We start from the raw sequence: 12,352 nt of genomic DNA, 5'->3' as shown, positions 1-12,352 counted from the left end.
ATATCCATTAAAATTTAAATAAATTGATAGTATTCGCTACAATTGAAGAGTTATTGAAATTTGACTCATAGAACTTCAAACATTTCAATTGTTTATCAGCTCTGTCACCCAGACTTGAATTTGCATAATTATCAATAACTTTTGAAAATTCTTCAACCTTACTCAAACTCAAATCCCACCCAACACCGGTATCATTAAGTTCGCGCCAAGGTGTTTGATCACTAATTAAAACGGGAGTTCCCGCAGAGAAGCTTTCTGCTATAACATGCCCAAAGTTTTCACCGAGCGTGGGAAATAGGAACAGATCATATTTGGAAAGGACTGTGGAAACAAAAACTGGTGAAACCTCACCTTTATAGTTAACAACTACGTTTGAACTTATTTGAGAAAATTCCGATAAACAAAAATTATAATATTCAGTATCTTCAACAGGCCCATAAAAATCAAAATTAATTTTTGCAGAACAGTTTTTCAAAATACTAGCAATTAAATGTAAATTTTTCTTAGGAGATATTCTAGATAAGAAGCAGATATTCAAACTACCATTATCTACTAATGTATCTAAATAACACTTCAAATGATTAGGTAGCTTGCTCGCATTATTCACCAGATTCAATGATAAGTTAGGTACCACTTCAATCTGATCTTGACGAGTAAATCTATAAGATTTAATTATTTCTTCGATATCATTTTTTTCAAGTTCTGACGTCGCATGCCAGCGAGAAATCTTATTAAAAATTGGGGTGAACCTCAAAAGAGATAAGAATATTTTTTTCTTAATCGGCTTTAGTGACAATGCTCCAGGTGAAAACTCACCTCTAGGTGCAAGAATAATTTTTTTACTAGAAGCGATTTTAATCAGAGGATAAATAGAGAAATTAAATGAGAAAAAACTATTTAAATAACAGATATCATAATGAGTATTTTTTAAGATACTATTTAAATTATTACGATATTCGGATTTCGAAGAATAAAATACTTGCACATTATTAGAAAAATCTAACCATTGATTTTCTACAACATCCTCGTAAATTGAACCACCAAGATCAAAGTTGTAGCATAAAATCTTGAATTGATAGTTTTCTGACAAAGAAGATACAATAGAGGCAATGCTCTTTACTGGTCCACCACCTTTAAACCCAGGCAAAAAGTAAGGAGTCAATATTAATATCGTTGGAAGCATTTTACTCTACTCTCTTTAAAATATTTGAAACAGGAAACTTCCATTGATATTTAGAGATAGCTTCAAACCTCAGATTTAGATCGCTATCAGGTTTCTGCATAATTAGGTTTAGATTAGAAAGATCTTCCTCAACAATTAATAAAAATGGCTTTAGATCACTTGGTAGATTCTTAAAGTCATTCACAATTAGTTGACCCTTATAGCATACCAAGTTAAAGAATTTAGATGGGAAAAAGAACTCCTCATCCAAACCATCACTAAATCTAAAGCAAAAATTAAATTTTGCTCTAACTTGCCATGAATAAACATATTCTGAACTCTTAAAACCATGAAAAACAATATTTTTGTTTTGCAGAGACTCGATATACTCTTGTAAGCTTCCACGCCCAAATATATGCAATGGAGTACTTATAGACTGAGCTATCCATTGATCAACCAGTTTCTTTACACCATTATGCTTCTCTAGTGCACCAGCATAAACGGCAAAATCTTCCAAGGTGTTATCTTTCATCTTTGATAAAGAATCAAGTCCATGTAATGTTATAGCCCCAGGGAAAACCACACTTTTCTCTGCATCCAAATGAAAATACTCTATAAATTTATTTGTAATCGGGATATATCCATCAAAATATCTAAGTAACTTAGACGCTATTTTATCTGCAAATAAATCTTTCTTTGAAAATAGAGTACCAACCCTAAAGTCTTGCAATATAATAATTGACTTATAGTTCATAATGTTCTTAAATAAAACTATAACTAAATTAGTAAAAAAATAGCTATTATATTGAATAACCGCACTAGCTTTACCCAAACTCATCAAAATACAGAGTGAAAATATTAATTCCCGTAAAACTGGAAGGTTTAGATAACTAATAAACTTGCCATCATCTTGCTTACTTCCTTTAATAAATAAAGGACCTTTTGGCCATACAGGTGCAGGACTGATTGCTACAAAGTATTTTTGATTACCATTACGGCACTCTACACTTTCAAATATCTGCCTTTGGACCAAATCTCCAGCTACAGACAAAGTTTTTTTGGAGGAACTCATTCGAAGAACATATATACTTTTCATTTTTACGTAAAACCCATTAAAAATATTAACTTAAAGTCTTTTAAATACAGCTCAGCATTTATAAACACTCTAGTTAAAATATCCTCTCAATACAAAAACCATCTCTAAAACTCTTCTAAACCCATATTAGCATTAACATCGTTTAGAGCTCTCAGCCCTCACAAACGCCAATAGAAAAATATACAATAAAAACAACTTCAACTCACCAATCATAACATTAATAAAAAAACAAAGGAAAAAAGGAATAATAAAAAAATATTTTTTATTTATTTTAAATTTAAAGAAAGTATACATAAAAAATATTAACGCAAAAAAACCATATGCAAAAAATATCAATAAAATACCATTATGAGGTTTTATTAGTATATCCTTGTAATGTAGCTGATACCCTTGTCCCCAAAAAATATACTTATACAGATCACCATTATAATATGATAAAACATTGCTCCAAATTTCAAATCGTGAACCACCACTCTCTGTACCAATATTATTTTCTTGAAAACGTTCAAATGAATTAACAGCTACATCAGATGCTAAAATATTTGAAATAAACCTCATACCAAAGAACATGACAACCATAGCTACCAAAGCTATAAAGGCGAGATTTCTTGGATTTTTAATATTCAACCTATAAATAAAACAAGGTAGTACAAATGTTAATAAAATTAACCATGCAGAGGTACTCATTGAGTTTAAACACACGAATAAAACCACAAAAAAATAAAGCAGAATCTTATTAATATTTAACTTAAGGTTAAATAAACAAAAAACAAATACACCCAATATTGCATATGCTATATTATTTGGATCAGTCCAAATGTAGCTAAATCTATAATATTGATTTTCACCCAGGTAATACCTTTCAATAAAACTATCATTACTATTAAATATATTTTTAAGAGTTAGAAATGTATCCAATGAAATATAATATATAATTGACCAAAAAAATACAGAAACAAAAAAAACATCTAAGATTAAAATAATTTTTTTAGAAGATTCATTTCTTGAAAAAAAATTATAAAAGTAAAAATAAAATAAATAAAATAAAATCAGCTGAAAGAAACGCTTCAAATTTTCTGAAAAAACCCCAAGACTATATTTATCATTAAAAAAAGAAAGGACCGTTGAAATTAGAGAGACCCCTACAAACAATAAAAAACAAAAAAATATTTTCTTATCTACCACTAATTTTCTTTTAAAAAGAAAATCAAAAAAAATCAGGAAAAATAAATTATTGATTGCAAAGAAAGGAAAGTATGGAAGTATCAATATATCAATCACTACCAAAAAAAATATTAAATTAGACAGATTGCTTTTATTAAATATCATTTTTTTAATCCAAAAAATTTTCCCTTAATTTGACTAATTAATATATAAAATATTTCTCTTGGACTGTTAATTCTAAAAAGATATTTATATACCACAACATTATTATCAACTTTAAATCTATTTTTAAATTCACGCTTACCAATATTGTATAAATAAATCCCCTCACCTTTCACTCCAGCAATAACATTCGCCTCCCAAGGCTTCATCCTTAACGCGTAACTTTCCACTATCTCAAAATTAAGTTGTTTCGTACTTAGAACATACTGATTGTATAGATATTTTTGACCATATAGGTCAATACTAACATTGTGATAAGGTATAGTTTCTTTTATATTCTCATTTTCAAAAAACTCATCATACCTAATTGCTTCGTGGATGCTATTTGGTAACTTATAATCGTGCTTAATATCTTTCAATATCTCTACTTGATAAGTCGAATCTAAACTTGCATGCTCACCTGGCTCAGAAAAGTTGGTACTCAATGCAACTCTAGGATATACAAAGTATTTGTTTTCCAAAGCGCAATATGCATGATGAAATTTCAACCAAGACTTATCATCCCATCTTTTGATATGCATAGGAATATGCATGTCTTCTAGCTTTTTATCTTCTTGTAACCAATTTAAAAAAGATTGCCATTTATGTCGTGACCATACTTGCCCCCAACTTGAAGCAATCTTCATAAAGTAGACATCAAATTTATCTTGTTGAGGATAAAAAGGTAAGTTTGCATATTGATTTCGCGGATAGTTATACAAAGATATCCCTGCGATATCGTCATCCGCTTCATACTTGACGATCATTTCTTTTGTATACTGATAAAATCCTGGAGAAACATAGAGATCATCTTCAAGCACAACAATATGCTCGTAAGACTGTAAGATTTCCCCGCAACGCATTACATGCTGCTTTAAGCCAAGACGTACAGGAGTTGTTCTAATTTCTACTTTGCCATGTGGCCATTGTATAGTTGAAGCATAATTGTACATCTTTTCAAAAATGTCACTACGATCAATGCTAACAATTAAATCAACTTGATCATCGTAATTTGCGAGAAGCAATGAATGTATGAGCCTTTTAAGGCTATCTAAACGATTATACGTAATAACAACAATAGCCACATTAATCATCAATTTTCACCGAATAAATCACGTGTGTAGACCTTTTCTTCTGCAGTACTCAAATCAGCATGCATCCTATTGGCTAAAATAACATCACATTCACGCAAAAACTCACTTAAATCATTGTTTACAACATAGTTTTCAAAAGTCTCTACATTGAGCGTTGGCTCAAAGATAACAATCTGAACATTATACTCTTCCAACTCTCGGATAATATCTTGTATGGCAGAATCACGGAAATTATCCGAATCAGCTTTCATCGTTAAGCGATAAATACCGACAACATTTGGTCGTTTTTTTAGGATTTCTTTGCTAATAAATTCTTTGCGTGTTTTATTCGAATGAATAATTGCTTGAATCAAATTTTGTGGTACGTCTTTATAGTTTGCCAATAGTTGCTTCGTATCTTTAGGCAAACAATATCCGCCATAACCAAATGATGGATTGTTATAGTGTTGTCCAATTCGGGGGTCTAAACTTACACCTTGAACGATATCATGACTATTCAACTCATGTTTGGCACAATAGGTATCCAGCTCATTAAAGTAGGCGACACGCATCGCCAAATAAGTATTCGAAAACAACTTGACCGCCTCAGCTTCTGTCGACTCCATACACAACGTTGGTGCTTTTTGATCGATAGTCGCATCTAGATACAGTTGAGCTATTTTCTCTGCTCGTTCAGATTTTTCACCTACAATAATTCTGGAAGGATATAAATTATCATACAATGCCTTACCTTCGCGTAAGAATTCTGGGCTAAATATCACCTGCTCAGTATTAAATTTTTCTTTAACTTGTGAGGTATATCCAACAGGAATCGTGGACTTGATAATAATGATTGCCTTTGAATTCAGTGGTAATATCTCAGCGATAACACTCTCTATTGATGAAGTATCAAAATAATTTGTGTCTGAATCATAATTTGTTGGTGTTGCGATAATGATGTAATCCGCTTCTGAGTAGGCTTGCTTCGGATCACATGTTGCATTTAAATTCAATTTTTCTTCTTTTAAGAATTTTTCAATATATTCGTCGACAATAGGCGATATTCCTTGACTCAGTAATTCTACACGCTGAGCATTAATATCCAAACTAGTTACACAATGTTGTCTTGAAAATAAGACTGCATTTGATAAACCGACATACCCTGTACCAACAACTGTAATATTCATTAAGACTCACCAAAAATTATTTCAGATACTTTCTTTTCAGCAGATTCAGGTACAAATCTTTGGTTTGCACCAGCATGACAATTTGTTATTTCACCAACAAAACATTCTTCACCATCTGAGTAAATGTCAATACGAATAAAGTCCAAATCTTCAGCCAATTTTTCTGCTACAGCAATCATTTCTTGTAGGTTTTTTGGGCACTCTAACTCACCTTCAAAAAGAGGGTAATGTAAGGAAAAATCTTGTTTCTCCCATTTAGGGCTATAAAAAACTCGTTTATACCCAGTATATTTCCCGACATCAATTCCAATTATTTTTACTTTTCCATTAAAACAGAACAAACGATAATCCATTAAGTCTTTGCTTTTAAACAACAATGGTTCAACAATAACCTTTGGCTTCAAGTATTTATAGTTTCTTTCTCTTGTTTTTTTATAATAATTTAGATTAAACCAATCTTTAATTGGAGGAATTTCGATAGGCTCATTATCCTTTCTCAAAATAACTGCTTGGCTTGCCTGTGTAGGTTTTATACAACAATTCTCTGGAAAATCGAAATTTTCCAACTCTTCGTAACTATTAAAAATAGCTATTGTTGGAACATTATATTTCTCCCCCACTTTGGCTCGAATATAATCTTTCACCAAATATTTATCACTAATAAACTGACGAATTGGGTTCAACATTTCATCAGAGCTTTTTATGTTAAACAAATAATCATTAAATGTATTTTGTTTTTTTGGAAATCTCTTCTGCCAAATACAAAATTTTAAATAATTCATAAAAAAATCAACCCTATCATTATAAGGAAGAGTTTTATGAAGTATCGAGTAAAATAACATTAAAATTTTATACATACACCAACTCCAAGCAATACCCTTTTAGCGATTTATTTAAAAATCATCTTTAAGTGCATTTTTAATATTAATCCATTCTTAAAAAAATAATTCGCTACAGTCAAAGAGATTAGCTCGACCAATACAAAGCAAATTGCAGCACCCATCGCGCTATGGTATTTAATTAAACTGAATGACAAGGGAATACTAACCACGCTGACCAATAACATTTTTATAGATAAGTAACTATAACCATTGAATTTAATCATATACCGATAACCAATCGTACCAAAGGCAGAGAGCATCGTTGCGATAACAATAAATGGCAATAATTTAGCGGCTTCAATGAAAGCTACACCATATAGCATTTCAATGAACCAAGCACCAAGAAAAATGACAGCCAAAAGTACAATAAACGATAAACCTAAAATTAAGCCATGAATTTGTCTTAAATATTGCAACTCATCGACATCATTCTTTGTAGTGTAAATCCTCGAAAAATAACTTGTAATCAAGGCAATATTTACAAACCCCCATGCCCCCCCCAATACTAAAGCAACATTATAAATACCTAAATCAGCAAACGATGAAAACTTTGCTAAAAATATATTTGAAATTTGGGTATATAACGCAATTGATAGAGTAGAAAGCACCAAGCTCCCACCTGTAAAAAACATATATTTATTATAACGACGTTTATTTTTTATATTCTTAATTTTTTTGTTTTTATTATGAAAATACATTTTTCTAGTTGCATATGGTATTAATGCTAATAGTATAATTGGAAAAATCATTGTATAGGCTTCTGCTTCTACAAAAACCAAAACAAACCTCAAGAGTAGTGCTGCACCAAGACCCAATATATTAGTTAAGGCATTAACAAATGAATTCAACTGGCTATTATTATGTATAGTAAAAATATCACTGATAATAAAATAACTTGCAACAAAATTACCTAAGCCAAAAATAAAGGTTAAAGTATCGGAGAAGAACCACAAATAACTTAAGGCAAAAAAAGAGGTAATAAAGTATAAAGAACGCCGAAGGATCTGAGATGCCAATGCTAGTCTGAGCCCCGAATCCACATTCTCACTTAACCGTTTGAATAGAACATTTTGTGCACCGAACCATGCAACCGTTTGTACAAATACAAAGATAGACGCTACAAAAGCCAGTTTTCCAAAGTTTTCAGGTCCGATATATCTAGCCATATACGCATTAACGAATATCAAACCGAAGATACCTAGGAACTTTTCCAACACCATCCATGCTGTGTTAGAAAATATTTTTCTATCAAAAGTCATCTTTGAAACCAGCATTTGTTTTTTCTAACTTCAAGATTGAATTGCATTTTCCTAATTCCTACGAATACACTAGAGTCGCTGAAGTTTATTCTCACTGTATTGACTTAAAGTGCTCTATTCTTTCGAAATATTTCCACAAACAAAGATTCAGACCTGATCGCCACTGTTAAAGAACTATAAACATCTAAAATTCCCTTAACTTGCTAATATGATAATAGCCCCTATCTTTCCGATGATTTAAGTCTAGCTGATGTAAAAAGTCACTAAAAAATTGCGGGTACTATATCAGAATATTTATAACAGCCACATTTCAATTGTATGAATGTGTTAACAAGCTGCGTACTGGTTCACATTTTAATCGAAAGCCTACTTATGTGGATTTCTTTTTTAGAAATACTAAACATACAAAGCCCCTATATTTCTCAATGCTTTTTTGCTACTTTTCAGCTAGAATTGGACAAATTCTGGGCCTCAAGACGAATCCGTTTTTGGCAACTGATATTAATTAGATATAAATAATGCAAGGGTCGTGTGTGAAGTACTATCAGCTTTTTTCTATTCTTACCATTAGTATTGCTGCTGCAAGTTGTGCTGTTACCTCAGGTTTGCAAACGCATGACATTCCGACTGAGGGTGTATATACCACTGGCTTAGGTGCTACAGTTAACGTCATCAAAATCGAGCAAGATAACTTAGCTGCACTGCAACCAGCGCAAGTCGACTACCAACACGACTACATAGCTTTATTTCAAAAACAACAAACAGGCTATCGTTTAAGTGCAGGTGATGTACTTTCTATTCAGCTCTGGGCATACCCAGAAATTACTCCACCGACCACATCGGTCAACAACGAACAAGCTGTTCAGGCTTTGGGCTACCCAATTGATGCGAGCGGTTATATTCAACTGCCTTTAGTTGGACGCTATAAAGCCGCTGGAAAGAGTTTGACTCAACTCAATACCGAGCTACGTGGCCAGTTTGCGCGGTATGTAAAAACGCCTGATGTTATTGTTCGTGTCTTGTCATACCAAGGACAGCGCTATTCGGTACAGGGTAGTGTACTTAGAGGTGGACAATTCTATTTAAATGACCAACCAACCAGTATTTATACAGCACTGGGTATGGCTGGTGGTATCAATGATCAAGGTGCAAATACCTATATCCAATTGATTCGCAATGGTCAAACCTATGATCTCAACACTATAGAGCTTGAAAAAACAGGCTATTCATTACATAAACTTTTGGTTCAGCCCAATGACACCATTTATGTCAGCACCAGAGAAAATCAAAAAGTTTATATTATGGGTGAATCAGGTAAAAACCAAGCCTTGCCGATGCGGGATCAAGGTATGACACTGAGCGATGCCTTAGGTGAAAGCTTAGGAATTAACCCAAATTCTGCCAGCGCCAGCCGTATCTATGTACTCAGAAGCAATCCAAATGATCGTAGTACTGCACTCTATCATATGAACTTAATGAGCTTGGGTGATTTTGGCTTGGCTAACCAGTTTAGGTTGCGTAGCAATGATATTGTGTATGTCGATGCAACAGGTTTGACACGTTGGCAACGTATCGTCAATCAAGTCATTCCTTTTTCTAATGCGTTATATAATATTGATCGTTTGGGCAACTAATGCAGATTAAAAATATCTTAATTGTTTGTGTTGGAAATATCTGTCGCAGTCCAATGGCAGAGTATTTGCTCAAACAAGCTCACCCTCAACTCTATATTGAGTCTGCGGGTATCTCTGGATTAACTGGCCATCCGGCAGATGAAAAAGCTAAACACTGTATGCACGCACTCAATATTGATATGAGTGCGCATATCGCCAAAAAACTCACGGCTGAACATCTTAAAAAAGCGGATTTAGTGTTAGTCATGAGTCAGAATCAGCAAAAACATATTGAGCAAACTTGGCCATTTGCTAAAGGTAAAGTCTTTCGCCTCGGACATTGGCAAAATAAAAATGTGTCAGATCCCTATCAACACGATCAAGCTTTTTTTGATAGTACATGCCAGCTGATTCAGCAGTGTGTGACTGATTGGAAAAATTACATTTAACTTTTAGATTTAAGATTATGAGCCAAAATATCAATACTGAAGATACAATTGACCTAAAAGAACTTTTCTTCTCCTTGCTCGCGCAATGGAAGCTTATCGCGTTATGCGTCATTCTAAGTCTTGTATGTGCATTATTGTATCTGCGCACAACACCAAATACATATGCTGTTGATGCCCTAGTACAGGTTGAAAGTAGTAAAGGTGCTTCTGCCGCACTATTAGGTGATCTTTCACAAATGGTGGATCAAAAATCCCCGGCTCAATCTGAGATCGAAATATTAAAATCACGCTTAGTGTTAGGTTCAGTAATTGAGGCAATGCATCTTGATTTAAGTATTTCCAGTGCTGACGATACATTTGCTCAGCGTTTATTAGGCAAACCCAGTTATGCCACGGAGTACACACCTAAAGCTGTGATTTTTCATGACGCTGAAAAATCTCTTCAATTTCGTCAGTTTGAGGTACCACAAAACTTCCTCGATAAAACTCTCCGTCTAAACTTAAACGAAGGGAAATTCCAATTAATAGATAGCAAAACTGATGAGATTTTACTTGCTGCACCGTTAAATCAGATCAATCAACTGTCAAACAGATATGGCATTTGGAAAGTTAGTATTTTTTCAAAAGATCAATTCACTAACGATTATTTAATCCGTAAGCGATCTTTACCAACTGCTGTTAGCGCCATCAGTGCAAATTATTCTGTTGCTGAAAAAGGCAAGTTGACTGGTATATTGGGTCTTAGTTATCAAGGCCAAGACAAAGAACACATTACAAAAGTACTCAATGCAATCCTATCTGCTTATAGCGCACAAAATGTGGCACGCAAATCTGCAGAAACCGCCCAAACCTTGAAATTTCTTGATGAACAACTCCCAGAGTTAAAACAACAACTTGATGTGGCTGAAAGAGAGTTCAATAAATTCCGCCAACAATACAATACCGTTGACGTCACCAAAGAGTCAGAGTTATACCTCACTCAAAGTATTACCTTAGAAACGAAAAAAATTGAGTTACAGCAGCAACAGGCAGATATCGCTGCAAAATATACTGCTGAACACCCTGCAATGCGTGAGATTAATGCTCAGATTGCATCATTAAATAAAATGATTGGTGAGCTCAATAGTACATTAAAACAATTGCCTGATTTACAAAGACGTTATCTGCAACTGTATCGTGAAGTTGAGGTGAAAACGCAGCTCTATACTGCGCTTTTGAACTCTTATCAACAGCTAAGAATTGCAAAAGCTGGTGAAATCGGCAATGTCCGTATTGTTGATACTGCTATTGAACCTGTTGAACCGATTAAACCAAAGAAACTCCGCATTCTTATTCTTGCAGTTTTCCTCGGTGGCTTCCTCGGTACGTTATTTGCTCTATTGCGCAATATGCTCCGTACAGGAATTAAAGACTCAAGTCAGATCGAACGCGAGCTTGATCTACCAGTCTATGCGACTGTACCTCGTTCGCCAGTGCAAGAAACGCGCATGAGTATTCTGAAGAAGAAGAAGAATATCCCTATTCTTGCGGTTAAAAACAGTGATGATATTGCGATTGAAAGCTTACGCAGTATTCGTACCGCGATACATTTTGCACTGAGTAATGCAAAAAATAATATCATTATGATCGCTGGTCCATCGCCAGAAGTCGGTAAATCATTTATTTCCACCAACCTTGCAACCATCTTTGCCCAAAGCAATAAAAAGGTTTTATTGATTGATGCGGATCTACGTCGCGGCTATCTACATAAATACTTTAATCTAGATGTGAAACCAGGCTTATCTGAGGTGCTGAGTAGCCAAGCTGAGCTAGGTCAAGTGATTCATGAAACTGAAGTCGCTGGTTTAAGTATGATTACGCGAGGGAAAAACCCAACAAATCCTTCTGAAATTTTAGGTTCTGAGCAATTTAAAGCTTTACTCGAAAAACTCAGTTCTGAATATGACCATATCATTATTGATACGCCGCCTATTTTGGCAGTGACTGATGGTATTATCATTTCGCAATATGTTGGCGTCACTTTACTGGTTGCTCGTTATGCTAAATCACAAATGAAAGAGCTTGAACTGAGCTTAAATCGCTTTGAGCAAGCTGGCGTTAAAGTGAATGGCTTTATTCTGAATGATATTCAACGTGCAAGTGCTGGATATGGCTATGGCTATGGATATAACTATGCGTATGCTTACAAAGCACAGAAAGATGATTAATTAAGCTGCAAACATGAGCAAAAAAGCCAGATCGTATGATCTGGCTTTTTTATACTTATT

Annotated in this window: 10 protein-coding genes; 3 read left to right on the top strand and 7 right to left on the bottom strand. The window is 33.8% G+C overall.

The window, feature by feature from the left end:
• Positions 1 to 7 precede the first annotated feature (7 nt).
• The 7 genes from F903_RS02910 to F903_RS02880 all read right to left on the bottom strand — a co-directional run bounded on the left by F903_RS02910 (position 8) and on the right by F903_RS02880 (position 8,023).
• Positions 8 to 1,183: a glycosyltransferase gene (locus tag F903_RS02910; protein ID WP_005194480.1), complete on the bottom strand. Its 1,176-nt coding sequence runs from the start codon at positions 1,181 to 1,183 to the stop codon at positions 8 to 10.
• Position 1,184: 1 nt separating this feature from the next.
• Positions 1,185 to 2,234 (bottom strand): glycosyltransferase family protein, encoded by a 1,050-nt coding sequence (locus F903_RS02905; protein ID WP_155757041.1) that lies wholly within the window; start codon positions 2,232 to 2,234, stop codon positions 1,185 to 1,187.
• Between the two features lie 156 nt (positions 2,235 to 2,390).
• On the bottom strand, positions 2,391 to 3,587 hold the full coding sequence (locus F903_RS02900) for an O-antigen ligase family protein (protein WP_005194475.1): 1,197 nt from the start codon (positions 3,585 to 3,587) through the stop codon (positions 2,391 to 2,393).
• The gene (locus tag F903_RS02895) at positions 3,584 to 4,717 is read right to left on the bottom strand and encodes a glycosyltransferase (protein WP_005194473.1); all 1,134 of its coding nucleotides are present in this window, start codon (positions 4,715 to 4,717) and stop codon (positions 3,584 to 3,586) included. The genes F903_RS02900 and F903_RS02895 overlap by 4 nt, the downstream gene beginning before the upstream one ends.
• A complete protein-coding gene (locus F903_RS02890; protein ID WP_005194470.1) occupies positions 4,717 to 5,883 on the bottom strand; it encodes a nucleotide sugar dehydrogenase in 1,167 nt (388 codons plus the stop codon). Before F903_RS02890 ends, F903_RS02895 begins: the two co-directional genes overlap by 1 nt.
• A complete protein-coding gene (locus F903_RS02885) occupies positions 5,883 to 6,740 on the bottom strand; it encodes an ATP-grasp fold amidoligase family protein (RefSeq protein WP_005194468.1) in 858 nt (285 codons plus the stop codon). The genes F903_RS02890 and F903_RS02885 overlap by 1 nt, the downstream gene beginning before the upstream one ends.
• Positions 6,741 to 6,772: 32 nt before the next feature.
• The gene (locus F903_RS02880) at positions 6,773 to 8,023 is read right to left on the bottom strand and encodes a lipopolysaccharide biosynthesis protein (RefSeq protein WP_005194467.1); all 1,251 of its coding nucleotides are present in this window, start codon (positions 8,021 to 8,023) and stop codon (positions 6,773 to 6,775) included.
• 533 nt (positions 8,024 to 8,556) lie between these two features.
• Between F903_RS02880 and F903_RS02875 the strand changes: the two genes are divergently transcribed.
• The 3 genes from F903_RS02875 to F903_RS02865 are packed head-to-tail and all read left to right on the top strand — an operon-like array spanning position 8,557 to position 12,292.
• Positions 8,557 to 9,657: a polysaccharide biosynthesis/export family protein gene (locus F903_RS02875; RefSeq protein WP_034594854.1), complete on the top strand. Its 1,101-nt coding sequence runs from the start codon at positions 8,557 to 8,559 to the stop codon at positions 9,655 to 9,657.
• Positions 9,657 to 10,085, top strand: coding sequence for a low molecular weight protein-tyrosine-phosphatase (locus F903_RS02870; protein ID WP_005194465.1), 429 nt, complete (start codon positions 9,657 to 9,659; stop codon positions 10,083 to 10,085). Before F903_RS02875 ends, F903_RS02870 begins: the two co-directional genes overlap by 1 nt.
• A gap of 17 nt (positions 10,086 to 10,102) precedes the next feature.
• Positions 10,103 to 12,292 (top strand): polysaccharide biosynthesis tyrosine autokinase, encoded by a 2,190-nt coding sequence (locus F903_RS02865; protein WP_005194464.1) that lies wholly within the window; start codon positions 10,103 to 10,105, stop codon positions 12,290 to 12,292.
• The last annotated feature ends 60 nt before the right edge of the window (positions 12,293 to 12,352 follow it).

The sequence above is a fragment of the Acinetobacter sp. NIPH 298 genome, from assembly GCF_000369505.1.
Taxonomy (GTDB): Bacteria; Pseudomonadota; Gammaproteobacteria; order Pseudomonadales; family Moraxellaceae; genus Acinetobacter.
The sequence above is the reverse complement of the archived record's forward strand: the minus strand, read 5'-3'. Positions and strand labels throughout refer to the sequence as shown.

Coding starts and splice junctions, on each gene's coding strand:
- F903_RS02910 (WP_005194480.1), bottom strand. CDS start 1,183: ATGCTTCCAACGATATTAATATTGACTCCTTACTTTTTGCCTGGGTTT.
- F903_RS02905 (WP_155757041.1), bottom strand. CDS start 2,234: ATGAGTTCCTCCAAAAAAACTTTGTCTGTAGCTGGAGATTTGGTCCAA.
- F903_RS02900 (WP_005194475.1), bottom strand. CDS start 3,587: ATGATATTTAATAAAAGCAATCTGTCTAATTTAATATTTTTTTTGGTA.
- F903_RS02895 (WP_005194473.1), bottom strand. CDS start 4,717: ATGATTAATGTGGCTATTGTTGTTATTACGTATAATCGTTTAGATAGC.
- F903_RS02890 (WP_005194470.1), bottom strand. CDS start 5,883: ATGAATATTACAGTTGTTGGTACAGGGTATGTCGGTTTATCAAATGCA.
- F903_RS02885 (WP_005194468.1), bottom strand. CDS start 6,740: ATGTATAAAATTTTAATGTTATTTTACTCGATACTTCATAAAACTCTT.
- F903_RS02880 (WP_005194467.1), bottom strand. CDS start 8,023: ATGACTTTTGATAGAAAAATATTTTCTAACACAGCATGGATGGTGTTG.
- F903_RS02870 (WP_005194465.1), top strand. CDS start 9,657: ATGCAGATTAAAAATATCTTAATTGTTTGTGTTGGAAATATCTGTCGC.
- F903_RS02865 (WP_005194464.1), top strand. CDS start 10,103: ATGAGCCAAAATATCAATACTGAAGATACAATTGACCTAAAAGAACTT.